The organism is Streptomyces sp. AK010 (assembly GCF_014207295.1).
GTDB lineage: Bacteria > Actinomycetota > Actinomycetes > Streptomycetales > Streptomycetaceae > Streptomyces > Streptomyces massasporeus.
Genome location: NZ_JACHCX010000013.1, coordinates 92,381 through 116,008, shown reverse-complemented (window position 1 = coordinate 116,008; position 23,628 = coordinate 92,381). Strand labels below are relative to the sequence as shown.

General features: G+C 72.6%; 21 protein-coding genes, 3 pseudogenes and 1 riboswitch. Of the genes and pseudogenes, 8 read left to right on the top strand and 16 right to left on the bottom strand.

The features are described 5' to 3' along the window. Positions 1–25 precede the first annotated feature (25 nt). Positions 26–667: an SCO2322 family protein gene (locus tag HDC93_RS24230; RefSeq protein WP_185012956.1), complete on the bottom strand. Its 642-nt coding sequence runs from the start codon at positions 665–667 to the stop codon at positions 26–28. After that, on the bottom strand, positions 664–1,875 hold the full coding sequence (locus tag HDC93_RS24225; RefSeq protein ID WP_185012955.1) for a prenyltransferase/squalene oxidase repeat-containing protein: 1,212 nt from the start codon (positions 1,873–1,875) through the stop codon (positions 664–666). Before HDC93_RS24225 ends, HDC93_RS24230 begins: the two co-directional genes overlap by 4 nt. A 112-nt stretch (positions 1,876–1,987) precedes the next feature. Then, positions 1,988–2,125, bottom strand: a riboswitch (cobalamin riboswitch). Positions 2,126–2,294: 169 nt separating this feature from the next. Here HDC93_RS24225 and HDC93_RS24220 point away from each other — a divergent pair. Continuing rightward, complete coding sequence (locus HDC93_RS24220; RefSeq protein WP_185012954.1) at positions 2,295–3,092, top strand: SAM-dependent methyltransferase; 798 nt, start codon at positions 2,295–2,297, stop codon at positions 3,090–3,092. 3 nt (positions 3,093–3,095) lie between these two features. Here HDC93_RS24220 and HDC93_RS24215 read toward each other — a convergent pair whose 3' ends face one another. The 3 genes and pseudogenes from HDC93_RS24215 to HDC93_RS24205 all read right to left on the bottom strand — a co-directional run bounded on the left by HDC93_RS24215 (position 3,096) and on the right by HDC93_RS24205 (position 5,692). After that, positions 3,096–4,001, bottom strand: a complete 906-nt coding sequence (locus tag HDC93_RS24215; protein ID WP_185012953.1) for a helix-turn-helix transcriptional regulator — start codon at positions 3,999–4,001, stop codon at positions 3,096–3,098. Positions 4,002–4,067: 66 nt separating this feature from the next. After that, a pseudogene (locus tag HDC93_RS24210) lies at positions 4,068–4,519 on the bottom strand (nuclear transport factor 2 family protein). Positions 4,520–4,627: 108 nt separating this feature from the next. Next, complete coding sequence (locus tag HDC93_RS24205) at positions 4,628–5,692, bottom strand: MBL fold metallo-hydrolase (protein WP_185012952.1); 1,065 nt, start codon at positions 5,690–5,692, stop codon at positions 4,628–4,630. A 323-nt stretch (positions 5,693–6,015) separates the two neighbouring features. Between HDC93_RS24205 and HDC93_RS24200 the strand changes: the two genes are divergently transcribed. Together HDC93_RS24200 and HDC93_RS24195 are read left to right on the top strand one after the other, a co-directional pair. After that, positions 6,016–7,467 (top strand): aldehyde dehydrogenase, encoded by a 1,452-nt coding sequence (locus tag HDC93_RS24200; protein ID WP_185012951.1) that lies wholly within the window; start codon positions 6,016–6,018, stop codon positions 7,465–7,467. A gap of 2 nt (positions 7,468–7,469) precedes the next feature. Beyond that, positions 7,470–7,703, top strand: coding sequence for a ferredoxin (locus HDC93_RS24195; RefSeq protein ID WP_185012950.1), 234 nt, complete (start codon positions 7,470–7,472; stop codon positions 7,701–7,703). A 272-nt stretch (positions 7,704–7,975) separates the two neighbouring features. On the opposite strand, the gene HDC93_RS24190 is transcribed toward HDC93_RS24195, so the two are convergent. After that, a complete protein-coding gene (locus HDC93_RS24190) occupies positions 7,976–8,635 on the bottom strand; it encodes a TetR family transcriptional regulator (protein ID WP_185012949.1) in 660 nt (219 codons plus the stop codon). Positions 8,636–8,846: 211 nt separating this feature from the next. On the opposite strand from HDC93_RS24190, the gene HDC93_RS24185 reads away from it, so the two are divergent. From HDC93_RS24185 to HDC93_RS24175, 3 genes are read left to right on the top strand one after another with little or no spacing between them, the layout of a single operon-like run. Further along, positions 8,847–10,388 (top strand): glycosyltransferase family 4 protein, encoded by a 1,542-nt coding sequence (locus tag HDC93_RS24185; RefSeq protein ID WP_185012948.1) that lies wholly within the window; start codon positions 8,847–8,849, stop codon positions 10,386–10,388. Next, positions 10,382–11,131, top strand: coding sequence for a class I SAM-dependent methyltransferase (locus HDC93_RS24180; protein WP_185012947.1), 750 nt, complete (start codon positions 10,382–10,384; stop codon positions 11,129–11,131). Before HDC93_RS24185 ends, HDC93_RS24180 begins: the two co-directional genes overlap by 7 nt. Beyond that, positions 11,128–12,198: a prenyltransferase/squalene oxidase repeat-containing protein gene (locus tag HDC93_RS24175; RefSeq protein WP_185012946.1), complete on the top strand. Its 1,071-nt coding sequence runs from the start codon at positions 11,128–11,130 to the stop codon at positions 12,196–12,198. The genes HDC93_RS24180 and HDC93_RS24175 overlap by 4 nt, the downstream gene beginning before the upstream one ends. A 99-nt stretch (positions 12,199–12,297) precedes the next feature. On the opposite strand, the gene HDC93_RS24170 is transcribed toward HDC93_RS24175, so the two are convergent. The 7 genes from HDC93_RS24170 to HDC93_RS24140 form a co-directional block, all read right to left on the bottom strand. After that, positions 12,298–12,591, bottom strand: a complete 294-nt coding sequence (locus HDC93_RS24170; protein WP_184911953.1) for a hypothetical protein — start codon at positions 12,589–12,591, stop codon at positions 12,298–12,300. Positions 12,592–12,637: 46 nt separating this feature from the next. Further along, on the bottom strand, positions 12,638–13,648 hold the full coding sequence (locus HDC93_RS24165; protein WP_185012945.1) for an LLM class F420-dependent oxidoreductase: 1,011 nt from the start codon (positions 13,646–13,648) through the stop codon (positions 12,638–12,640). A 96-nt stretch (positions 13,649–13,744) separates the two neighbouring features. Beyond that, positions 13,745–14,584, bottom strand: coding sequence for a DUF5336 domain-containing protein (locus HDC93_RS24160; RefSeq protein ID WP_185012944.1), 840 nt, complete (start codon positions 14,582–14,584; stop codon positions 13,745–13,747). Between the two features lie 158 nt (positions 14,585–14,742). Further along, on the bottom strand, positions 14,743–15,687 hold the full coding sequence (locus tag HDC93_RS24155) for an N-acetylmuramoyl-L-alanine amidase (protein WP_185012943.1): 945 nt from the start codon (positions 15,685–15,687) through the stop codon (positions 14,743–14,745). A gap of 63 nt (positions 15,688–15,750) precedes the next feature. Continuing rightward, positions 15,751–16,038 (bottom strand): hypothetical protein, encoded by a 288-nt coding sequence (locus HDC93_RS24150; protein WP_185012942.1) that lies wholly within the window; start codon positions 16,036–16,038, stop codon positions 15,751–15,753. 122 nt (positions 16,039–16,160) lie between these two features. After that, positions 16,161–16,811: a class I SAM-dependent methyltransferase gene (locus tag HDC93_RS24145; protein WP_185012941.1), complete on the bottom strand. Its 651-nt coding sequence runs from the start codon at positions 16,809–16,811 to the stop codon at positions 16,161–16,163. A gap of 101 nt (positions 16,812–16,912) precedes the next feature. After that, positions 16,913–18,652 carry an MFS transporter gene (locus HDC93_RS24140; RefSeq protein WP_185012940.1) on the bottom strand — a complete coding sequence of 580 codons (1,740 nt, stop codon included), beginning with the start codon at positions 18,650–18,652 and terminating at the stop codon, positions 16,913–16,915. A 227-nt stretch (positions 18,653–18,879) separates the two neighbouring features. On the opposite strand from HDC93_RS24140, the gene HDC93_RS24135 reads away from it, so the two are divergent. Together HDC93_RS24135 and HDC93_RS24130 are read left to right on the top strand one after the other, a co-directional pair. Continuing rightward, positions 18,880–20,343, top strand: coding sequence for an MFS transporter (locus HDC93_RS24135; RefSeq protein WP_185012939.1), 1,464 nt, complete (start codon positions 18,880–18,882; stop codon positions 20,341–20,343). A 214-nt stretch (positions 20,344–20,557) separates the two neighbouring features. Continuing rightward, complete coding sequence (locus HDC93_RS24130; RefSeq protein ID WP_185012938.1) at positions 20,558–21,298, top strand: class I SAM-dependent methyltransferase; 741 nt, start codon at positions 20,558–20,560, stop codon at positions 21,296–21,298. A 21-nt stretch (positions 21,299–21,319) separates the two neighbouring features. Here the strand turns inward: HDC93_RS24130 and HDC93_RS24125 are convergent. The 3 genes and pseudogenes from HDC93_RS24125 to HDC93_RS38695 form a co-directional block, all read right to left on the bottom strand. Then, positions 21,320–21,932 (bottom strand): annotated as a pseudogene (locus HDC93_RS24125) (DNA-binding response regulator). A 41-nt stretch (positions 21,933–21,973) separates the two neighbouring features. Beyond that, a complete protein-coding gene (locus HDC93_RS24120) occupies positions 21,974–23,188 on the bottom strand; it encodes a polysaccharide pyruvyl transferase family protein (protein ID WP_185012937.1) in 1,215 nt (404 codons plus the stop codon). Positions 23,189–23,240: 52 nt separating this feature from the next. Beyond that, positions 23,241–23,628: pseudogene (locus HDC93_RS38695) on the bottom strand (hypothetical protein); the annotation flags it as partial.

The following is a 23,628-nucleotide window of genomic DNA, read 5'->3' as shown; positions in this document are numbered from 1 at the left end:
ACTGTCCGCGAGCCGGGCGGGACGGCTACCCACGCCGCCGTACCTGCCAGATCGCCGCCCCGCCCAGGACCACCACCACGGCGATGCCCGCGACCAGTCCCAGGGACGGGCCGTCGTCCGACGGGGTCTTCTGTTCCGCCGTGGGCTTCCGCTGCCCCGGCGTCTGCTTCTGCGCGACCTGGTCGCCGCAGCCCATCTCCGGATAGCCCGCGATCGCGCACAGCAGGGCGTTGGTGTCGTAGCGCAGCGGCTTGGCCACCGCCGCCAGGGCCTCGGCCGTCGTCGCGTCGGGGGAGACCCGGGCGCAGGCCGTGCGGGCGGCGGGCGGGGTTTCGCCCTCGGGGGCGTCCGACGGGGTGCCGAAGTCGATGACCAGAGCCACCCGCTTGCGGCCCTCCTGCGCGGGCGTCTTCGCGCAGATCGTCGCGAAGTCGGCCTTGCCGCGCGGCCGGGACGCGTTCGCGGAGTCCTCGCTCACCGCGAAGCGGAAGCCCTGGACGTCGCCGTCCGAGGGGCGGGCCAGGGACGGGCCCTGGGTGGCGTAGACCCAGTGGCCGCCGTCGCGCTCCCAGAACGACCAGTACCGGTAACCGGCGGCCTGGGCCTGGCCCGCGCCCGCGCCCAGCAGGAGCGAGGCCAGGAGGAGCAGAAGGGCCCGGCGGATCACGGCTGCTGCTTCTTCTTGCGGCCGGTGAACAGGAAGCCGATGCCGATGCCGGCGACGAGGCAGACGCCGACGTACCACCAGACGCCGAAGAAGTCCGAGCCGGAGTCCTCCTTCTTCTCGTCCGCGGCCTTGGTCTTCTCCGCGGCCTGCGGGGCCGGGCCCGTGGCGCCCAGCTGCTTCACGAGGTCCGCGCCGCCGAAGTCGCGCGGGTTCGTGCCCGTCGCGTGGGCGGCGAAGATCAGCTGGGCGTAGGCGGCCGGACCGCTCTGCGCGGCCCAGGCCGCGGAGTTCTTCTCCAGCCACCGCACGGACTTCTCCGCCTGCGCGGTGGCGCCCTGCGCGGCGAGCGCGACGACCGCGTCGGCGGTGTTGCCGTAGTCGGGCTGGGGCTCGGCACCGGCCGGCGCGGACATCAGGTGCCCGTCGTCCTTGGCCAGGGCGGCGGTGAGGTAGCCCGCGCCGTTCGCCGCCGCCTGCTCCGGCGTCCCGGCCTTCTCGCAGGTCGCGTCGGACTTCTCGCCGGGCTCGACGACCATGCCCTTGCCCAGGGCCCCGAGCACACCGGCCGCCGTGGCGTCCGCGTTGGCGGCGAGCTCGCCCTTCTTGTCCGGCTGGAACGCGAAGGCGCCGTCGTCGTCCCCGCCGCAGGGCAGGGCGAGCTTCAGCAGCGCGTCGTAGGGTGACTTGCCGCCCTTGACGACCTGGTCGGGCTTCTCGCCCGCGGCGGCGAGCGCGCCGATGACGACCGACGTCGAGTTGGTGTCGCTGGCACCGCCGGGCGAATAGCCCCAGCCGCCGTCCTCGTTCTGCACGGACTTCAGCCAGCCGACGGCCTTGCCGGTGACGTCGTCGTGCCCGCCGAGCGCGGTGAGGGCCTGCACGGCGGCGGACGTGGCGTTGGTGTCCAGCATGGTCTTGGCGTCGCACGCGGCGGTGGGGTCGGGGCGGTACGCGGCGAAGGAGCCGTTCTCGCACTGCTGCCGCGCCAGCCACTGCACGGACTTCGCCGCCGGCTTCACACCCACGGTGTCCTGCGCGAGCAGCGCGAGCGACTGGCGCCAGACACCGTCGTACTTCGGGTCCGTGCCGCCGTACAGGGCGGACGGGAACGCCTGGGAGGGCGACGGGGACGGGTCGGCGGCGGCCGGGGTGGCGGCGCCGACCACGGCGACGGCGGCCAGGACCGCGGCGCTGCGGCGGACGTTCATGATCGGCGGGTGCCTCTCCCTGTGGGGGAGCCGGGCAGCACGGGGCACCCCCCGGCGGCTCGGCTCCGTATACCTCGACGGTGCCGTGCACCGGCGGACCGCCGGGCACGTGAGCCGGTCACGAAACCGTACGGGGCGATCCGGCTCACCACCTCGGGCGGCGGTTCACGGTTGCGGGTCAGCGCCGGAATTGCACCGGCTTCCCCCCGTACGGTGTGATGACGACCCGCTCACTGTACCCGCACGTGGGAAACGGGCCGAGGGGACCGGGGCCCCACGGTACGGGGCCGCCGGTCAGGTGAGAGGGGGGACCGAGGCGGATCTGAGGAACTCCCTGGTGCCGCACAGGAGTTGATCCTCTTCGGGGCGCCGACCGGCTAACGTGGGGCTTCCTACGACCACACACCGCAGGAGCGTCCATGACGGAGCAGGAGCCGTTCCCCAAGATCGACACCTCGGTGCCGCACTCGGCCCGGATCTGGAACTACTGGCTGGGCGGGAAGGACAACTACGAGGTCGACCGGGTGGCCGGTGACGCGTTCCGTGAGGTCTTCCCCGGGATCGAGACCGGTGCCCGCGCCGCCCGCTACTTCCTCGCCCGCGCCGTGCGCCACCTCGCCGCCGAGGAGGGCGTCCGCCAGTTCCTGGACATCGGCACCGGCCTGCCCAACGTGGACAACACCCACCAGATCGCCCAGCGGGTGGCCCCGGAGAGCCGGATCGTCTACGCCGACAACGACCCGCTGGTGCTGGCCCACGCCCGTGCCCTGCTCACCAGCACGCCGGAAGGCGTCACCAACTACGTCGACGCCGACCTGCGCGACCCCGGCGCCATCGTCCGGGAGGCCGGGAAGACCCTCGACTTCGACCAGCCCGTCGCCCTCATGCTGATGGGCATCCTGGGCCACATCGAGGACCACGACGAGGCCCGCTCGATCGTGCGCCGGCTGGTGGACGCCCTGCCCCCCGGCAGCTACCTCGTGCAGTACGACTCCACCGACACCAGCGAGGAGTACGTCCGGGCCATCCAGCAGTACAACGACGGCGGCTCGATCCCGTACATCCTGCGCAGCCCCGAGCAGATCGCGCGCTACTTCGACGGCCTGGAACTGCTCGACCCCGGCGTGGCGTCCTGCTCGCGCTGGCGTCCCGACGCGGCGGCCCTGGGCCTGCCCGCGGAGGTGCACCAGTACGGCGGCGTCGCCCTCAAGCGCTGACCCTCAGGTCTCCTGAAGGACGCGGTGCAGGATGGTCGGAGTCTCGTCCGGCGACTCGGCTTCGACCACCAGCCGGTTCATGGCGTCCCAGTAGCACTCGATCTCGGCCGGCCGGTCGGGGTAGAGGGCGCCGGTGAGCTGCTCCAGGTAGACCACGTCGGGCAACTGTGCGCCGGGCAGCCGCAGGATGGTGACCGGTCCGCCCTCCGCGGCGTGGGCACCGGCGGCGAACGGCAGGATCTGCACCGTCACATGCGGAAGCCCGCAGATCTCGATGAGATGCCTGAGCTGGTCCCGCATGACACGGATGCCGCCCACCGGGCGGCGCAGCGCCGCCTCGTCGATCACCGCCCACAACCGGGTCGCCGGCTGCCGGTGCAGGATCCGCTGGCGGGCCATCCGCAGGGCGACCCGGCGGTCGATCTCCGCCGCACCGGCGTCCGGATGCACGAGCCGCGCGGCGGCCCGGGCGTAGTCGGCGGTCTGCAACAGGCCGGGGACGCGCTGCACCCGGAAGCAGCGGATGAGGCTCGCCGCCTGCTCGGCCCCGAGATAGGTCTGCGTCCAGGCCGGCACGACATCGCTGTACGACCGCCACCAGGCAGGGGTGTTGGCCTGCTCGGCGAGCGCCATCAGGGTGGCGCGCTCGGCCTCGTCCGTGACGCCGTAGAGGGTGAGCAGATCGGCGACGTCGCGCAGTTTGAAGCCGTGGCGGCCGGCTTCCATCCGGCTGATCTTGGAGGAGGAGGCGCGGATGACGTGCCCCGCGTCCGCCCGGCCGATGCCCCGTTCCTCCCGCAGCGCGCGCAGCCGGGCACCGAGGGCCAGGCGCGGCACCATGGGCCCGGCACACCCGCCGTCCAGGGCCCCGCTGCCGGTCGTCGTGCGTGCGGCCTCTTCGGTGCCCATGGGCATCTCTCCCGGTGCGAGCGTTGCTTCCGACCATCCTAGGGGCGGTCCGCGGCGTCAAGAGACCTATGACGCGGGCACGTTCGATCGCGGTGTGGGTCCGCCGAAGGGCAGGTGAAGGGTCCGCGAGGCGGGCAGCCAGGCCCCGCCGGCCCGGTGGAACGTGTCCTCGTAGTGCCCGATCTGGACCGGCGGCCCGGCCGGGACGACGCCGCCCTCGTAGCCGTCGACGCGGTAGGTCGTGAAGCAGGAGACCGCCCCGGCCGTGTCCGGCGAGGCCACCGTGACCAGGACGTTGGACATCATGCGGCGGGAGAGCCGGTCGGCCGGACGGGAGCCGAAGTATGCGCGCAACGCGTCGCGGCCCTCGACCAGCCGCCCGTCGTGCGGCCACCGCCGCCGTCCTCCGTGCACAACTCGGCGACGGAGGAGGGCTCGCCGAGGTCGAGCCGGTGGACGAAGTCGAGGATCAGGCGCTCGCAGGCCCGTTCGGCGAGCAGGCCTTCCATGGGGTCCATGTGAACCGTGGGGTCCGTCGATGCTGTGGGATCCATGGGGGGTTCGTAGCACCCGGGCGGGCCGTCCCGCGATTCGATTGTCCCGCGGACCGCGCTGTCGACCTCTCGTCACACCGCCACGTATGTCACCGGCTCGCTCCCCGGTACCGCCTCCGCCCGGCCCAGCTTCACCAGTCGCCGCAGATGCGCCTCGGCCTCCGAGACGGCGATGGTGCGGGAGCCGTACGGGATCTCGGACCAGGGCCGGTTCCACTCCATGCGCTCGGCGAGCCGCCAGGGGGTGAGGGGCTCGGCGAGCAGGGCCAGCAGGTCGGTCAGCCGGGACTCGTGGTGGGTGAGCAACTCCCTCACACGGGCCGCGGCGTCGGAGAACGGATGCTGGTGGGCCGGGAGGACCTCGGCGGGGGCCAGTCGGCCGACGCGTTCGAGGGAGTCGAGGTAGTCGCCCAGGGGGTCGGTGACGTCCCCCAAGCTCTCGGCTTCGCTGAACCAGGGGGTACCCCCAGGGTCCTCGGGATCCTCGTAGAGGCCGATGTGCGGGGTGATCTCGGGCAGCAGGTGGTCGCCGGAGAACAGGCGTCCCCGGCCCGGGAGCCGGGCCGGATGGTCCTCCTCCAGGTGGAGGCAGACGTGGCCCGGTGTGTGTCCCGGGGTCCAGATCGCGCGCAGCCGGCGGCCGGGCAGCGCCAGGAGCTCGCCGGGGACGATGTCGCGGTCGGGCAGGGCGGGGGAGAGGCCGGGCAGCGTGCGGCCGCGGGGCTGTCGCAGGGGCGCGATGTGCTCCACGGGGGCGCCGGCGGCGGTGAGCTTGGCCGCCATGTACGTGAACCAGCGCTCGGGGCGGGCCTCGCGGGTCCGCCGTACGACCGCGGTGTCCGCCGCGTGCATCGCGATCCACGCGCCCGACGCCTCACGGACCCGGCCGGACAGGCCGTGGTGGTCGGGGTGGTGGTGGGTGATGACCACGCCGTGGATCTCTGCGGCCGAGGTGCCGCAGGCCGTGAGGCCCTGCGCGAGGGTGTCCCAGGACTCCGGGTCGTCCCAGCCGGTGTCGATCAGCACCGGGCCGCGGTCGGTGTCGACGACGTAGACCAGCGTGTGGCCGAGCGGGTTGTCCGGGATCGGGACCCGGAGGGAGAGGACGCCTCCGCCGTGGTCGGTCACCTGTGTCATGGGCTCCCCTGTCGCCGACTCCCCGTCACTATAACTAGTGCCGCGGCAGGCAACGTTTGCCCGTCAAGGAGCGGCGTCCGGTGCGTGCTCTCGGCGTGCCGGGTGCATGCCCTCGTACTGGATGTACTTGGGTTTGTGCCCGGTGCGGCGAGAGTGCGTGCCGGGCGTCGCGACGGGGCGAACGTTGCCTGCCGCGGCACTAGAACGGGTTCCATTGGGAGTCTCCCCGTGGTGCGCGGTCCGTGGACTCCTCGGGGCGGGGCTGGTATCAGTGGGCATATCTGATGGACCGTCAGAGAACGCTCCTGGGGAGGCAGTCGGCCATGACCGAACTCGTGGAACACGGACAGCTGTTCATCGGCGGGGAGTTGACCGACCCCCTGGGCCAGGGCGTCATCGAGGTGATCTCGCCGCACACCGAGGAGGTCATCGGACGCGTCCCGCACGCCTCGACGGCGGACGTGGACCGGGCCGTGGCGGCGGCGCGGCGGGCGTTCGACGAGGGGCCCTGGCCGCGCACGAGCCTCGACGAGCGGATCGAGGTCGTGGGCCGGATCAAGGACGCCATCGCCGTCCGGCACGACGAGATCGCCCGTGTGATCTCCGCCCAGAACGGCTCGCCGTACTCCTGGAGCGTCCTCGCCCAGGCCCTCGGCGCGGTGATGGTCTGGGACTCGGCGATCACGGTCGCCCGCAGCTTCACCCACGAGGAGCGGCGCGACGGGGTGCTCGGCAGGATCCTGGTGCGGCGCGAGCCGGTCGGGGTCGTGGCCGCCGTGGTCCCCTGGAACGTCCCGCAGTTCGTCGCCGCCGCCAAGCTCGCCCCGGCCCTGCTCAGCGGCTGCACGGTCGTCCTCAAGCCCTCGCCCGAGTCGCCGCTCGACGCCTACCTGCTCGGCGAGATCGCCCGCGAGGCCGGGCTGCCGGAGGGCGTGCTGTCGATCCTGCCCGCCGACCGGGACGTCGGCGAGTACCTGGTCGGGCACCCCGGCATCGACAAGGTCTCCTTCACCGGGTCGGTCGCGGCCGGCAAGCGTGTGATGGAGGTGGCCGCCCGCAACCTCACCCGCGTGACGCTCGAACTCGGCGGCAAGTCCGCGGCCGTCGTGCTGCCCGACGCGGACATCGAGACGGCCGTCGCGGGTATCGCCCCCGCGGCCTGGATGAACAACGGGCAGGCCTGCGTCGCCCAGACCCGCATCCTCCTGCCGCGCTCCCGCTACGACGAGTTCGCCCACGCCCTCGCCGCCGCCGCGGGCGCCCTGACGGTCGGCGACCCGCTGGACCCGGCCACCCAGGTCGGCCCGCTGGTCGCCCGGCGGCAGCAGCAGCGCAACCTCGACTACATCCGCATCGGGCAGGAGGAGGGCGCCAAGATCCTCACCGGCGGCGGACGTCCGGCCGGCCTCGACCGCGGCTGGTACGTCGAACCGACCCTCTTCGGCGACGTCGACAACTCCATGCGCATCGCCCGCGAGGAGATCTTCGGCCCGGTGATCTGCCTGCTCCCCTACGACGACGAGTCCGACGCCGTGAAGATCGCCAACGACTCCGACTACGGGCTGAGCGGCAGCGTCTGGACCGCGGACGTCGAGCACGGCATCGACATCGCCCGGCAGGTCCGGACGGGCACGTACTCGGTCAACACCTTCAGCCTGGACATGCTGGGCCCCTTCGGCGGCTACAAGAACTCGGGCCTGGGGCGGGAGTTCGGGCCCGAGGGGTACGGCGAGTACCTGGAGCACAAGATGATCCACCTCCCGGCGGACGCGTAGCGATGGGCGACCGCTGGCACGTCGAGGTGGACCGCTCCCTGTGCATCGGCTCCGCGCAGTGCCTCCACCACGCGCCGGGCGGCTTCCGCCTGGACGCCGCCCGCCAGTCCCGTCCCTCCGCTCCCGACATCGACGCGAACGAGCGGGTGCTGGAGGCGGCGGAGAGCTGCCCCACGGAGGCGATCACGATCACGCTGGGGGACAGCGGGGAGGCCGTGTTCCCGCCCGAGGACTAGCGTCCGAAAAGTTCCCCTTGAGGGGTTTCATTCCTGCGGGCGAGTCCTATCCTGGAAGAGGCCTACGAGGCGAGTGAGGGAGTCCGACCGGAGTAGCCGACGTCGGCGGGAAGTGAAGTCAGGGCTTCCGCTGGTGCCGACTGCGGCGGTAGGGCTGAGAGGCGTAAGGGAGCCGCGCCGAAGCGCGGCACCCCGAGGCGACCCCCATCACCTGATCCGGACCATACCGGCGAAGGGAACCCGTCTCGTAGGTCCTTGCCGTGCCCGGGGGTCTACGGCCCGGTCGGCGCCGTCAGGTCGATCAATCGGCACACCGTCTCGATGTCGATCTTCACCTGGGCGATCGAGGCGCGGCCCGACAGCCAGGTGATCAGCGCCGAGTGCCAGGTGTGCTCGATGACCCGGACCGCCGACAGCTGCTCCGGCGTCGGATTCTCCTGGCCCATCGCGTCCAGGATGATCGCCGTCGTCTGGCGGGAGACCTGGTCGACCTCCGGACTCACACTGCGGTCGGCGAAGGTCAGCGCCCGGACCATCGCGTCGGCCAGGTGCGGCTCGCGCTGCAACGCCCGGAAGGCCCGCATCAGCGTCTCCGCGACCCGCTCGGCGGCCGTCTCGCCCTGCGGGGGCTTCTTCCGCAGCGTGCCGTGCATGTGCTCCAACTGGTCCTGCATGGTGGCGACCAGCAGGTGGATCTTGGACGGGAAGTAGCGGTACAGCGTGCCGAGTGCCACCTGGGAGGACTCCGCGACCTCGCGCATCTGCACGGCGTCGAAACCGCCCCGGCTGGCCAGCTGGGCACTCGCGTGCAGGATGCGGCGGCGGCGGGCCTCCTGTCGCTCAGTGAGGGGCGGGGAGGCGGGCACTGCCGCTCTGGCTTCCACCTTGGCCGGCTTGTTCACCTTGGCGCTCACCTTGGCTTCCGCGGGCATGGGTCGGTCCCGTTCCGTGACCGTCCGTGAGGACGGGTGATCACACAGCATGGCACGGCGCCGGTCGTGGCGTGAATCACCTGATCCACTGCTCACAGCACCCTTACCTGCCGGTAGATTCAGAGCCTCCGGACGATCAAGTCTGAAACTTGTTCTAGATTAGCGTCCCGGCGTAATCTCGCGGGACAGTGCAGGGAGAAGGGGGCCCGGAGTGACCGCTGAGGCCAGGGAGGCCGGGGCTCCTCAGGACCCCGCCTCCCCCAAGCTCTCGGCTCCGCTCGAGCAGGGAGGCTCCCCCATCGGCTCGCGACCGCTCCACATCGCGCTCCTCACCTATAAAGGGAACCCGTTCTGCGGCGGACAGGGCGTCTACGTCCGGCACCTCTCGCGCGAACTGGCCCGCCTCGGCCACCGGGTCGAGGTCATCGGTTCCCAGCCGTATCCCGTCCTCGACGAGGGCTACGACGGGCTGAGCCTCACCGAGCTGCCCAGCCTCGACCTGTACCGCCAGCCGGATCCTTTCCGCACGCCCGGGCGCGGGGAGTACCGCGACTGGATCGACGCGCTGGAAGTCGCGACGATGTGGACGGGCGGCTTCCCGGAACCCCTGACGTTCTCGCTGCGCGCCCGCCGCCATCTGCGCGCCCGCCGCGGCGAGTTCGACGTCGTGCACGACAACCAGACTCTCGGCTACGGCCTGCTGGGCGATGTCGGCGCGCCCCTGGTGACGACCGTCCACCACCCCATCACCGTCGACCGGCAGTTGGAGCTGGACGCCGCGGACGGCTGGAAGCGGCGCGCCTCGGTGCGGCGCTGGTACGCCTTCACGCGCATGCAGAAGCGGGTCGCGCGCCGCCTGCCGTCCGTGCTCACCGTGTCCGGCACCTCGCAACAGGAGATCGTCGACCACCTCGGCGTCCGGCGGGACCGCGTCCACGTGGTCCACATCGGCGCCGACACCGACCTGTTCTCGCCGGATCCGTCCGTGCCCGTCGTGCCGGGCCGCATCGTGACGACGTCCAGCGCGGACGTGCCGCTGAAGGGCCTGGTACACCTCGTCGAGGCATTGGCCAAGGTCCGGACCGAGCACCCCGGCGCCCATCTCGTCGTCGTCGGCAAGCGGCCCGCCGAAGGGCCGGTCGCCCAGGCGATGGAGCGCTACGGCCTCGCCAAGGCCGTCGAGTTCGTCAAGGGCATCTCCGACGCGGAACTCGTCGACCTCGTGCGCTCGGCGCAGGTCGCATGCGTTCCGTCGCTCTACGAGGGCTTCTCGCTCCCGGCCGCCGAGGCCATGGCGACGGGCACGCCCCTGCTCGCCACGACCGGCGGCGCCATACCCGAGGTCGCCGGCCGCGACGGCGAGACGTGCCTGGCGGTACCGCCCGGCGACGCGGGCGCGCTGGCCGCCGGCCTGGGCCGCCTGCTGGCCGACCCGGACCTGCGCGCCCGCCTCGGCGCGGCCGGGCGCGAGCGGGTGCTGCGCCACTTCACCTGGGCGAGGGCGGCGGAGGGCACGGTGGCCCGCTACCGCGAGGAGATCGACAGGGCCGGGACCGGCACCGTGCCGCGGGCTTCCGGCCGTTCGGCCCCCTCGACGGGTGCCCTACCCACAGCCCTCACGGGCACGGCAGGTGCTGTCCCCGCAGCCCCCGCAGGCACGGCAGGTGCTGCCCCGGCAGGCACGGCAGGTGCTGCCCCGGCAGCCCCGGCAGATGTAGAAGGCGTCAACTCCGAAAGCAGGGCCACGTGCTGACCGTCGACTTCTCCCGGTTCCCGCTCGCCCCGGGTGATCGCGTCCTGGATCTCGGCTGCGGTGCCGGGCGGCACGCCTTCGAGTGCTACCGGCGTGGCGCGCAGGTCGTGGCGCTGGACCAGAACGCCGAGGAGATCCGCGAGGTCGCGAAGTGGTTCGCGGCGATGAAGGAAGCCGGCGAGGCCCCGAAGGGCGCCACCGCCACGGCGATGGAGGGCGACGCCCTCGCGCTGCCCTTCCCCGACGAGTCCTTCGACGTCGTGATCATCTCCGAGGTGATGGAGCACATCCCGGACGACAAGGGCGTCCTCGCGGAGATGGTGCGGGTGCTGAAGCCCGGCGGGCGCATCGCCGTCACCGTCCCGCGCTACGGTCCCGAGAAGGTCTGCTGGAGCCTGTCCGACGCCTACCACGAGGTCGAGGGCGGCCACATCCGCATCTACAAGGCGGACGAACTGCTGGAGAAGATCCGCGAGGCCGGCCTGGAGCCCTACGGCACGCACCACGCCCACGCCCTGCACTCGCCCTACTGGTGGCTCAAGTGCGCCTTCGGTGTCGACAACGACAAGGCGCTGCCGGTGCGGGCGTACCACAAGCTGCTCGTCTGGGACATCATGAAGAAGCCGCTGGCCACCCGGGTCGCCGAGCAGGCGCTGAACCCGCTGATCGGCAAGAGCTTCGTGGCGTACGCGACCAAGCCGCACCTGCCGCGTCTGGCCGACGCCGGGGCGGACGCCAAGTGACCAGTCCCCGGACGGAACATCTGGTCCTGCCCGGGGTCCTCACCGCGGGGGAGGCGGCCGAGACCGTCGCCGGCATCCTCGCCGTGCAGCGCGAGGACGGTGCGATCCCGTGGTTCCGGGGGCACCACCTCGACCCGTGGGACCACGTCGAGGCGGCCATGGCCCTGAACACGGCCGGCGAGCACGAGGCCGCCGAGCGGGCCTACCTGTGGCTGGCGCGGCACCAGAACGAGGACGGCTCCTGGTACGCGGCCTACACCGACGGCGAGGCCGACGCGGTCACCGACCGGGGCCGGGAGACCAACTTCGTCGCCTACATAGCCGTGGGCGTCTGGCACCACCACCTCTCCACCGGCGACGACGCGTTCCTGGACCGGATGTGGCCGGCGGTGTACGCGGCGGTGGAGTTCGTGCTGCGCCTCCAGCAGAGCGGCGGGCAGATCGGCTGGCGGCGCGACGACGACGGCACCCAGACGGCGGACGCCCTGCTGACCGGCAGCTCCTCCATCCACCACGCGCTGCGCTGTGCCCTGGCCATCGCCGAGCAGCGGGAAGAGCCCCAACCGGACTGGGAGTTGGCCGCGGGCGCGCTGCGGCACGCCATACGCCACCACCCCGAGCGCTTCCTCGACAAGAACCGGTACTCGATGGACTGGTACTACCCGGTGCTCGGCGGCGCGCTGAACGGCGCGGAGGCCAAGGCCCGGATCGAGGAGGACTGGGACCGGTTCGTCGTCCCCGGGCTGGGAGTGCGCTGTGTCGTTCCCAACCCGTGGGTGACGGGGGGTGAGTCCGCGGAGCTGGCGCTCGCGTTGTGGGCGATGGGGGAGTCCGACCGGGCGTTGGAGATCCTGCAGTCGATCCGGCACCTGCGCGATCCGGAGAGCGGGCTGTACTGGACGGGGTACGTGTTCGACGACGACGCGATCTGGCCGCGGGAGCTGACCACGTGGACCGCCGGGTCGTTGTTGCTGGCGGTGGCCGCGCTGGGTGGGCATGAGGCGACGTGCCAGGTGTTCGGTGGTGCGGAGCTGCCTGTCGGGCTCGAGTCGGACTGCTGCGCCTGAGAACTCGGGTGGTTGTGAGGGGTGTGCGGGCGCGGGTCGTGCGTGGCTTGTCGCGCACATCCCCGCGCCCCTAGGGGGCCGAGCCCCCTGACCGCGTTCTCAATGCCGGTGCGCGCGACTGGCTATCGCGTGGCCTATGAACAGGTACACCACCGCTGCGAGGCCGTAGCCGCAGACCACTCGGGCCCATGCCTCGTCGAACGTGAACAGGTCGTGCGACCAGCCGGCGAGCCAGCGCGCCGCGTCGTGGATGAACTGGACGAACGAGTTGCCGGGGTTGGCGTCCAGCAGGTACATCAGGATCCAGAGACCCAGGATGAGAGCCATGATGTCGGCCACGACCGCGACGATCGTGCCGGCCTGATTCGCACCGTTGCGATAACGAGGGGACATACTCTCCGGATTGCCCTTGAACTCTGAATGAAACCCGGGGACTCGCTCAGCAGTTCAACTCCGCGAGTATCCGCAGTGTACGAGGGTCGGGGCTGACCGCCAGCAGATCCGTCACCGGCCCCTCGCGCCACGACTCCAGCCGCTCGGCGATGCGTTCACGCGGTCCGACCAGGGAGATCTCGTCGGCGAAGGCGTCGGGAACCGCCAGCACCGCCTCCTGCCTGCGGCCGGACAGGAACAGCTCCTGGACGCGGCGGGCCTCGTCCGCGTACCCCATGCGCGCCATCAGGTCGGCGTGGAAGTTGCGCGCCGCGTGGCCCATGCCGCCGATGTAGAAGCCGAGCATCGTCTTCACGGGCAGCAGGCCCTCGGCGACGTCGTCACAGACCCGGACCTGCGCCATCGGCGCGACCATGAATCCCTCGGGCAGCCCGCCCAGGGCCGGGCCGTAGACCTCCGGCCGGTTCGGCGACCAGTACAGCGGCAGCCAGCCGTCGGCGATCCGGGTCGTCTGGGCGACGTTCTTCGGGCCCTCGGCGCCCAGCAGGACGGGCAGATCGGCGCGCAGCGGGTGGGTGATCGGCTTGAGGGGCTTGCCGAGGCCCGTGGCGTCCGGGCCGCGGTAGGGGTGGGAGTGGAAGCGGCCGGCCAGTTCGACGGGGGCCTCACGGCGCAGCACCTGCCGTACGACGTCGACGTACTCGCGGGTGGCGGTGAGCGGTGAGGCGGGGAACGGGCGGCCGTACCAGCCCTCGACGACCTGCGGTCCGGAGAGGCCGAGGCCCAGCAGCGCGCGGCCGCCGCAGAGGTGGTCCAGGGTGAGGGCGTGCATCGCGGTGGTGGCCGGGGAGCGGGCCGCCATCTGCGCGACCGCCGTGCCGAGCCGGATGCGGGAGGTGTGCGCCGCGATCCAGGTGAGCGGGGTGAACGCGTCCGAGCCCCAGGACTCCGCCGTCCAGACCGAGTCGTAGCCGAGCCGTTCGGCCTCCTGCGCGAGACGCACGTGGTCGGGGGAGGGACCGCGGCCCCAGTAGCCGAGCGCGAGACCGAGCCGCATACCTGACTCCTGACGGTGTGTCAGTTGACGGGACGCCGACTGTACGGCAACGGCCCCCCACCCGGAAGGGCGAGGGGCCGTGGCCGACCGTGGGGCTCAGCCGCGCTGGATGCCCGACGTGTCCTGGAGGACACCGCGGCGGCCGTCCTGCGTCTGGGCGACCAGGGCCGTTCCGCGCTGCTCGACCGCCAGGTACCAGGTACCCGGGGCGAGTTCGGCGATCGGCGTCGGCGAGCCGTCCTCCGCGAACAGCGGCCGCGGCACCGGCACCGCGAACCAGAACGGGGAGAAGTCCCCGGCCGGCGGCTGCGGAGCCTGCGCCTGCGCCTGCTGGGGCTGGCCACCGAACGGCTGCCCGGGCTGCGGCTGCCCCGGCTGCGGCTGACCGTAGCCACCGGGCTGCTGCGCGCCCGGGTAGCCGTACCCACCGGGGGGCTGGGCGCCGTAGGGCTGCGGGGCGGCCGGGCGGCGAGCCGGGAGGAGGGCGGCCTTGAGGGCCGGGACGAGGGGCGTGGCGAGCGCGGCGGCGGCCATCAGCAGCGTGGCGATGAGGGCGAGGATCAGGCCGATGCCGGGGCTCGGGGCGCCGTCGCTCGCGTTCTCACCGATGTTGTCGAAGCCACTGGGTGCGTCGAAGATGTTGCCGAGCGCACTCCACGCGGCGAACACCGTGAAGGCGGCACCGAACTGGCCCAGCTCGATCCCCGCGATCTTCGGGGCCTGCGGCAGGCCCCGGGAGACGACGACGAGCGCGGCGCCGATGATCCCGGCCAGCACGACGCTGAACACGACCGGGCCGCTGCCCCACAGCGTGGGGAGGTCGACGCTGTCGGGGACATTGTCGAACGAGTAGAGGTCGAGGAACGACGCGATGAACAGCAACACCGCTGCTCCGATCACCACGCCGTCGCCCCGAGTGAGGGAGCGGATATTCACTTCAGGTCCTTCGTAGGTCGTCTCATCGTCGGAAGAGGCGTCGCTGTCACCATGCCGCCGTCCGGACTCGGTGTGAAGCGCGGGGGTGGCCCCTCATCGTAAGCAAAACCCTATCGTCCGCCAGGTCAGGGTGTCCGCCGGGATCCGCCGGTCCACACCTACCCGCGCAGGAAGCTCACGATTCCCTCAGAGATCCCTTGCGCCGCCTTCTGTCGCCAGGCGCCGCTGGTGAGCAACGCCGCGTCCTTGCTATCGCGCATGTTGCCGCACTCGATGAACACCTTGGGAACCGTTGACAGATTGAGACCGCCCAGGTCCTCACGCGTGACGAGTCCGCCGCCGTCACCGGTGTAGTTGGAGGGCGCGCTGCCGGTGACGGCCACGAAGCGGCCCGCGACGCGCTCGCCGAGATCGCGCGAGGGGCCGACGATCGCCCGGGTGTCCGCGGCGCCCGCGTGCACCGCGCCCGGCAGGATCACGTGGAAGCCGCGGTTGCCGGCACCCGAGCCGTCCGCGTGGATCGACACCACGGCATCGGCCTTCGCCCGGTTGCCGATCCGGGCCCGCTCGTCCACGCACGGCCCGAACGGCCGGTCGCCGTCCTGCGTCAGCTTCACCGTGGCGCCCTGCTCCTGAAGGAGCGTGCGCATCCGGTGCGCGACGTCCAGCGTGAACGTCGCCTCGGTGTAACCGTCGTTGGTGGACGTGCCCGTGGTGTCGCACTCCTTCGAGTTCGTCCCGATGTTCACCTTGCGGTTGATCTCGGAGGCGTGCTGGAAGTTGCCCGGGTTGTGCCCCGGGTCGATGACGACGACCTTGCCCTTGAGCGGGCCGGAGGCGGCGGGCGCGGAGGCCGAGGGCGTGGCGGTGGGCCTCGGGGAGGCGCTCGGCTCCTTGGCGTCGTCGGAGGGCGCGCTCGACGCGGGCGAGGAGGACCGCACGCCCGCCCGCCCCGAGCCCCCGTCGTCCCCCGGGCCGCCCACCGTCACGTACACCAGCCAGCCGAGCAGCGCCCCCGGCACCAGCGCGGCGAGCGCGACGGTCAGGGGGCCGCGACGGCGGCGGGGCTGGGGAGGTTCGAAGTCCGGGCCTGCGTACGACACGCCAGCCACCCTAGCGGCCGTGAGCGGGGGCGGCGGTCCGAGGACGGCCCGACGGGTGGCGGGCTACGCCCCGTTCCCGCCGCCGTCCCCGTGCCGTACCGCCTCCTTCACCCGCGCCTCCACCTCCTGGCGCGGTGTGCCCTCCTGCTTCGCGTACCCGGTCACCGCCGCCTGGACGTCCCGGGCGAGATCGCGCCAGGCGCGCCAGGCCGTCTCCCAGGTGGTGGTCTGCTGGTCGCTCCACTTGGTCTGGGTGGGCGGCCCGTACGCGTCCTGGAGGTGACGCACGCGGGCGTACGCCTCGTCCGCCGAGCGCTGCTTCTCCACGAGCTCTTCGAAGGTGTGTGCCACGCGCCCGGATCCTCGGGCAGTGGCTCCCGCCCGCCGACTCGCCACGCCGCCCGTGGGCCGACCGGGAAGGGGTGTCGGGGGTGCGGTTCACCCGCCCAGCCGCCCGGCGCGTACCGGGTGCGTCAGATGCCCGGGCCCGTGCGCCGCAGGACCCGCAGCGAGTCCGTCGCCGAGACCTCGGTGAACGCGCCGGAGGCGAGCGCCCGGAGGTAGATCCGGTAGGGGGCCTGGCCGGTGAACTCGTCCTCGGGGTCGGGGAAGACGTCGTGGATGAGCAGCAGCCCGCCCTCGGCGACGTGCGGCGCCCAGCCCTCGTAGTCGGCCGTGGCGTGCTCGTCGGTGTGGCCGCCGTCGATGAAGACGAACCCCAGCGGCGTCCGCCAGAACGCGGCGATCCGCGGGGAACGCCCGACCAGCGCCACCACGTGCTCCTCCAGACCCGCCCGGTGCAGCGTGCGGCGGAACGTGGGCAGCGTGTCCATCAGGCCGATCTCGGGGTCGACCGTCTCCGGGTCGTGGTACTCCCAGCCCGGCTGCTGCTCCTCGCTGCCGCGGTGGTGGTCGACGGTGAGCGCGCCGACCCCGGCCTCGCGGGCCGCGTCGGCGAGCAGGATCGTGGACCGGCCGCAGTACGTGCCGACCTCCAGCAGCGGCAGCCCGAGCCGCCCGGCCTCCACGGCCGCCGCGTACAGCGCCAGGCCCTCGCCGGCGGGCATGAACCCCTTCGCCGCCTCGAACGCGGCCAGGATCTCGGGCTTCGGCGCCGCGGGCATGGGGTTCCTCTCGGTCGTACGACGGTCAGGGCGCCATCGTGCCGTACCCCCTGCCGCGGGGCGACAGGGGGTACCGGTGAGTAGCGGGGTCGGGCGGCAGGTCAGGCGGAGACCGTCTCGCCCGGCAGGGACAGGTCCAGGTCGACCGGGCGCTCGTCGCCCGCGTGGGTCGCGGACGAGGCGAGCGGGCCGTGGCCCGTGGCCCGGGCGGCCACGACGTAGGAGCCCCGGTCCGGGACGGTGAGCGCGTAGCTGCCGTCCTCGGCGGACAGCGTCGCCCCGGCCTGGCGGCCACGGCGGTCGATCAGCGTGACCTTGGCGCGGGCGACCGGGGAGCCGTCGGCACCCAGCACCCGGCCGCGGAAGCCGCGCAGCACCTGCTCGGCGCGCTCCAGCGCCGCGTCCTCCTCGCTGCTGGCCCGCAACTGCGGCGTGTTCGAGGGCCGTCGGCCCGGCAGGAACAGCGCCAGGAGCAGGCCCACGGCCACCGCGCCCGTCGCGATCAGGAACGAGACCCGGAAGCCGTGCATGGTCGGGATCTCGACGCCGCCGGCGTTGTTCGCGGTGTTCGCCAGCACCATGCCGATCACGGCGCTCGACACCGACGTGCCGATGGAGCGCATCAGGGTGTTGAGGCCGTTGGCCGCGCCCGTCTCCGACGCCGGGACCGCGCCCACGATCAGGGCGGGCAGCGAGGAGTAGGCCAGGCCGATGCCCGCGCCCAGCAGGACCGAGATGACCAGGCTCTGCCAGGCGGCGCTCATCAGGCCGAGGCCGGCGCCGTAGCCGATCGCGATGATCAGCAGGCCGAGGATCAGGGTGACCTTGGGGCCGTACTTCGCGGACAGCCGGGCGTAGACGGGCGCCGTGAACATCATCGTCAGGCCGAGCGGCGCGACGAGCAGACCGGCGACGACCATCGACTGGCCGAGGCCGTAACCGGTGGACTTCGGCAGCTGGAGCAGCTGGGGCAGGACCAGGGAGACGACGTAGAAGGAGACGCCGACCATGATCGAGGCGAGGTTGGTGAAGAGGACGGCCGGGCGGGCCGTGGTGCGCAGGTCGACCAGCGGGGCCTTCACACGCAGCTCCATCACGCCCCACAGCACGAGCACGACCGCCGAGGCGGCGAACAGGCCGAGCGTGGTGCCGGAGGCCCAGCCCCAGTCGCTGCCCTTGGTGATGGGCAGCAGGAACAGGACGAGCCCGGCGGACAGGCCGATCGCGCCCGGCAGATCGAAGCTGCCCTCGGCGCGCATCGGGGACTCCGGCACGACGAGGAGGGTGAGGGCGATCGCGAGCAGGCCGAGGCCGGCGGCGCCGTAGTAGAGGGTGTGCCAGTCGCTGTGCTGGGCGACCAGGGCGGCGGCGGGCAGGGCGAGACCGCCGCCGACGCCGATGGAGGAGCTCATCAGGGCCATCGCCGAGCCGAGCTTCTCGCGGGGCAGCATGTCGCGCATCAGGCCGATGCCGAGCGGGATCGCGCCCATCGCGAAGCCCTGGAGCGTACGACCGGTGATCATGAGCAGCAGATCGCTGGTGAGCGCGCTGACCAGGGCGCCGACGACCATCACGGCCAGGCTCAGGATCAGCAAGCGGCGCTTGCCGTAGAGGTCGCCCAGGCGGCCCATGATCGGGGTGGCCACCGCGCCCGAGAGGAGGGTCGAGGTGAGGACCCAGGTGGCGTTGCTGGGGGCGGTGTCCAGCAGTCGCGGCAAGTCCTTGATCACCGGAACGAGCAGGGTCTGCATCACCGCGACAACGATGCCCGCGAAGGCGAGCACCGGGACCACGGCCCCGCTCGCTCTGCCGGCGGGGCGGTCTGTCGTCGTCTGCGTCATTGAGGAGGGCCTCCAGGCCGGGGAGCGTCGGGGTACATGGGATCTGAACCTCGTACGTCCAGGCAACTATTCCGTTGCTTTGGCACCCTAATGAAAACTTGACCCTTCCTTGGTCTTGCCGGGGGATTGCGGGGGGATTCGCGGTGGTTTGTCAGAGGCCTAGGTCCGGGGACCGAGAACCGGGCCCGGCGAAATCCCGATGCAAGGGGCTCAGGGCGGTTGAGAGCATGACACCCATGCTCGAATCCGCCGATGCCGCCCCCGCCCGCATATCCCGCCTGTCCGCCCGGCTGCGTCCGCGCGGAGCGCCGCCGATGTGGCTCGTCGTGGCGCTCACCTGCGCCGGTCAGTTCCTCGTCGTCCTGGACGTCTCCGTCGTCAACGTGGCGCTGCCGTCGATGCGGACCGGACTGGGACTCGGCGAGCAGGGGCTGCAGTGGGTGGTGAACGCCTACGCCATCGCCTTCGCCGGGTTCATGCTGCTCGGCGGGCGCGCCGGGGACCTCTACGGCCGCAAGCGGATGTTCCTCGTCGGGCTCGGCCTGTTCACCCTGGCCTCGGCGGCCGGCGGGCTGGCGCAGGACGACTGGCAACTGCTCGTGGCGCGGGCCGTGCAGGGGCTGGGCGCGGCGGTGCTGGCGCCCTCGACGCTGACGATCCTCACGGCGTCGGTGCCGGAGGGCGCCGCGAGAGCCCGGGCCATCGGGACCTGGACGGCGGTCGGGGCCGGCGGCGGCGCGGCGGGCGGCCTGGTCGGCGGGCTGCTGGTGGAGACGCTCTCCTGGCGCTGGGTGCTGCTCATCAACGTGCCCGTCGGCGCCGTGGTGCTGTGCGCCGCCGCATGGTTCCTCACCGAGCGCCGGGCCGGGGACGGCCGCCGCCTCGACCTGCCGGGCGCGCTGCTCGTGACGGCCGGCCTCGGCACGCTGGCCTACGGCATCTCCCAGACGGAGGCTGCGGGCTGGACGGCACCGGCCACCCTGCTGCCGCTGCTCGCCGGGCCGGCCCTGCTCGGGGCGTTCCTGGCCGTCGAGGCCCGCACGGCGAGCCCGCTGATGCCGCTCGGCCTGCTGCGCGTCCGCTCGGTCTCCTCGGCCAACGTCTCGATGTTCCTGTGCGGTTCGGCGATGTTCTGCATGTGGTTCTTCATGACCCTCTACGCGCAGAACGTCCTCGGCTACACCCCGCTCGAGGCCGGCCTCGCCCTGGTCCCGAGCTCGCTCGCCGTCATCCTCGGCTCCAAGCTCGCACCCCGCCTGATGCGGCCGGTCGGCCCGCGCAACGTCGCCGCGCTGGGCACCCTGGTCGCCGTGGCCGGCTTCGCCTGGCAGTCCACGATGACCGCCGACGGCTCCTACGCCGCGGCGATCCTCTTCCCCGGCGTCCTCATGATGCTCGGCGCGGGCCTGGCGGCGACCCCCCTCGCCTCCCTGGCCACCTCCGGCGCGGCCCCCGAGGAGGCGGGCCTGGTCTCCGGCCTCGTCAACACGTCCCGCACGATGGGCGGTTCCCTGGGACTGGCCGTCCTGTCCACCCTGGCGGCGTCCGAATCGGCGGGCAGCACGACCCCCCAGGCCCTGACGGAGGGCTACGCCCTCGCGTTCCGGGTGGGCGCCGGGGTGCTGGCGGCCGGAGTGGTGTTGATGTGGGTGTGGCTGCCGCGGCGGGCGAGCGAGCGGCAGGGCGCCTGAAAAACCACGGGTGGCGTGGCCCGGAACGGGGGCGTGACGGCCCTTCCCGGGCGCGTCGGTGCTGTTTCGGTGCGGGGCCGCAGTGGTCCGTCCGCGAGGTTCCGCCGCGTCTCCCCAAGGACGGTGCAGGGCCTCCCGATTACGCCAGAAGGCCGCCTGACCTGGCCTTTCGTGATGTCCGAGCCTACCGTGGGCGGACGCGGAAGGGGGCCGGATGGACCGGAACATGCGCACTGTCGACGACGTACTCGTTCTGCTCGACGGGCTGTTCGCACCCGAGGCCGACCGATGGACGGGGCGCGGTGCCGACTGGTGGGACCGCTTCTACGCCGACCGGTCGCGGACGGTGCCGTTCTTCGTGGCGAAGCCGGACGAAAGCCTGGTGGCCGCCGTGGAGCGGCGGGAGGCCGGCGGGGGACGGGCGCTCGACCTCGGATGCGGGCCGGGGCGCAACGCGCTGTATCTGGCCGCGCGGGGGTTCGAGGTCGACGCGGTCGATCTGTCCTCGGCCGCCGTCGACTGGGCCCGGGAACGCGCCCGCGAGGCGGGTATCGAGGGCGTACGGTTCCACCGCGGGGACGCCTTCGCGCTCGCCGCCACGGAACTCGCCGGACCGTACGACCTCGTCTACGACTCCGGCTGCTTCCACCATCTCCCTCCGCACCGCCGCGTCAGCTACCTCGCCCTGCTGGAGCAACTCCTGGCCCCCGGCGGCCTGTTCGGCCTCACGTGTTTCGCCGCCGGGGCCGGAGGGATGGGGTCGGAGCTGCCCGACGGCGACTTCTACCGCGAGGGGGCGGGGCTGAGGGGCGGACTGGCTTACACCCCTGAGGCGTTGCGGGGGATCTTCTTTGGCCTGACCGAGCTCGAACTGCGGCGGATGCGCGACGAGCCGGAGGAGTCCGAGTGCTTCGGCGAGTCCTTCCTGTGGACCGCGTTCTTCAGGCGGGCATAGGGCACAGGCGCACACAGGGCGTCAGAGCCAGCCCTGTGGCGGGCCTCGCGCTGGGCCTCCATGCGGTTGCGGGTGCCCGTCTTGCCGATCGCGGAGGACAGGTGGTTGCGGACCGTGGACTCCGACAGGTGGAGTGCGGTGGCGATGCCGGCGACCGTCGCGCCGTCCGCGGAGGCCCTGAGCACGTCGCTCTCGCGGGTCGTGAGGGGGCTCGGGCCCGCGCTGAGGGCTGCGGTGGCCAGGGCGGGGTCGACGACCGCCTCGCCGGCCAGGACCCGGCGGATGGCTGCGGCGCGTTCCTCCACGGGGCCGTCCTTGACCAGGAAGCCGGTGGCACCCGCCTCCACGGGGCCGTCCTTGACCAGGAAGCCGGTGGCACCCGCCTCCATGGCGCGGCGCAGGTAGCCGGGGCGGCCGAACGTCGTGAGGATCAGGACCCGGCAGTCGGGGACCGGACACGCAGGCCGGCGGCGGCGTCCAGACCGCTCCTGCCCGGGAGTTCGATGTCGAGGAGGGCGACGTCCGGGCGGTGGGCGAGGGCCGCGTCCAGGATCGCGTCGCCCGCGGCCACCTGTGCGACGACGTCGATGTCGTCCTCCATCCCGAGCGGCAGCGCGAGCGCGCCGCGCATCATGCCCTGGTCCTCCGCGAGCAGGACGCGGATGGGCCGCCCGGTCACGGGCCCGGGGCGGGGCGGGGTGTGTCCAGCAACGAGGTCAGCGTCCGGATGAAGGACGACGCCGAGTGGTCCGCGTGGTCGCGGATGCGCGCCGCGACGGTCCCGGCGCCGCCGCCCTCCAGGAGCCGTACGAGCCGGTCGAGATCCTGCCCGTGCCCCTCCACGGTGGTCAGGTAGAAGTCCGTCGCGTCGTACGCCATGTGGAAGACGTGCTTCTTCACATCGCTCAGCGTCAGGTAGTCGTCGTGCGTCTTGGGCGTCGGCTCGGGCGCGCCCACGCACACCGCCGGGGTGCCGGCGCCCCAGGAGTTGACCGCCAGGTGGTAGGTGTCCGTGACGACCAGCCGGTAGCGGGGCAGGACCCCGACCAGGTCGCCGACGGTGGGGTTCCCCGGGCGGGCGGCGATGTGGCGCACCGCGTCGGGGACCTCCCGGTCGAACCAGGGCAGCCACTCCAGCGGGACGCCCAGGCGGTCGGACAGGGCCTGGCAGAAGCCGGGCAGCCAGTCGGGGATCGGCGTGCGGGCCCCCAGGAACACGCCGATCGCACCGCCGCCGGGGACCGACCGGGACCACTCGGTGACCGGGAGGTGGTCGAGGTCGCCGGGGCGGGAGAGCAGCGCCGCGTCCGCACCGAAGTGGTCGGTCGTACGGTCCCGGCGCAGATGTGCGATCTTCGCCGCCGAGAGCGGATCCCGCACCCACATCCGGTGACTGCGGGTCACCAGGCGCGAGAACGGGGGGCCGTACTCCTTGTCCTCGTAGTCGGACTGCGTGTTGTGCAGGATCGTGCCGCCGTAGCTGACGGTCCGGGCGAGGACCTCGTCCGGCTGGTCCGCCAGCAGCAGGGCGCGGTTCAGCTGCGCCCGGGCGTCGTCCCGGTCCGCGGCGAAGCCGAAGTCGAGCAGGCGGTTCGTCGCGTCCTGCGCCAGGTAGTGCCGGGTGTGCAGGAAGTCGCCCCAGAAGACGACCGCGTCATGGTCCCGGAGCGTGTCGAGGTGCTCGGCCAGCGGGTGGAAGCGGAACGGGAAATCGATGCCGCGCGCGCCGTCGCGCAGCGGCACGGTCTCCGGCGTGTGCAGCGTGTACCAGGTGGCGTCGAACGGGATGTCCATCCGCCGCCGCAGGGACTCGAACGCCAGGTCCACGGTCAGCATGCCCGTGTTGCGGTACCCGATGTTCGGCGCGGTGATGACGGCGACGCGTCCCATGTGCTCCCGTTCCCCCGGCCGTTGCCGGTGCTCGACGTGTAGGTCGCGCGGATCACCGGCCAACGTACACGTCCGCGTCGCCGCGACATTCTCCCGCCCCCGTCGGTCGTTCGTCCTCCGCGTCGAGCGGAAGCTCCGCCGTCACGTCGAACCCGCCCCTGGCCCGCGCCCCCGCCGTCAGCGAACCGCCCGCCGCGACGAGACGCTCGGTCAACCCGGTGAGTCCGCTCCCACCGGAGGCGGTCACCCGTGTGCTGTCGGGGCTGGTCGGGCCGGTGTGCGTGGAGGCGGTCACTCGTGTGCTGTCGGGGCTGGTCGGGCCGGTGTGCGTGGAGGCGGTCACTCGTGTGCTGTCGGGGCTGGTCGGGCCGGTGTGCGTGGAGGCGGTCACTCGTGTGCTGTCGGGGCTGGTCGGGCCGGTGTGCGTGGAGCCGGTCACC

Bases quoted from the DNA above. Each gene is read 5' to 3' on its own strand.
- HDC93_RS24225 (WP_185012955.1), bottom strand. From the start codon at position 1,875: ATGAACGTCCGCCGCAGCGCCGCGGTCCTGGCCGCCGTCGCCGTGGTC.
- HDC93_RS24220 (WP_185012954.1), top strand. From the start codon at position 2,295: ATGACGGAGCAGGAGCCGTTCCCCAAGATCGACACCTCGGTGCCGCAC.
- HDC93_RS24215 (WP_185012953.1), bottom strand. From the start codon at position 4,001: ATGGGCACCGAAGAGGCCGCACGCACGACGACCGGCAGCGGGGCCCTG.
- HDC93_RS24205 (WP_185012952.1), bottom strand. From the start codon at position 5,692: ATGACACAGGTGACCGACCACGGCGGAGGCGTCCTCTCCCTCCGGGTC.
- HDC93_RS24200 (WP_185012951.1), top strand. From the start codon at position 6,016: ATGACCGAACTCGTGGAACACGGACAGCTGTTCATCGGCGGGGAGTTG.
- HDC93_RS24195 (WP_185012950.1), top strand. From the start codon at position 7,470: ATGGGCGACCGCTGGCACGTCGAGGTGGACCGCTCCCTGTGCATCGGC.
- HDC93_RS24190 (WP_185012949.1), bottom strand. From the start codon at position 8,635: ATGCCCGCGGAAGCCAAGGTGAGCGCCAAGGTGAACAAGCCGGCCAAG.
- HDC93_RS24170 (WP_184911953.1), bottom strand. From the start codon at position 12,591: ATGTCCCCTCGTTATCGCAACGGTGCGAATCAGGCCGGCACGATCGTC.
- HDC93_RS24165 (WP_185012945.1), bottom strand. From the start codon at position 13,648: ATGCGGCTCGGTCTCGCGCTCGGCTACTGGGGCCGCGGTCCCTCCCCC.
- HDC93_RS24145 (WP_185012941.1), bottom strand. From the start codon at position 16,811: ATGCCCGCGGCGCCGAAGCCCGAGATCCTGGCCGCGTTCGAGGCGGCG.
- HDC93_RS24140 (WP_185012940.1), bottom strand. From the start codon at position 18,652: ATGACGCAGACGACGACAGACCGCCCCGCCGGCAGAGCGAGCGGGGCC.
- HDC93_RS24135 (WP_185012939.1), top strand. From the start codon at position 18,880: ATGACACCCATGCTCGAATCCGCCGATGCCGCCCCCGCCCGCATATCC.
- HDC93_RS24130 (WP_185012938.1), top strand. From the start codon at position 20,558: ATGGACCGGAACATGCGCACTGTCGACGACGTACTCGTTCTGCTCGAC.
- HDC93_RS24120 (WP_185012937.1), bottom strand. From the start codon at position 23,188: ATGGGACGCGTCGCCGTCATCACCGCGCCGAACATCGGGTACCGCAAC.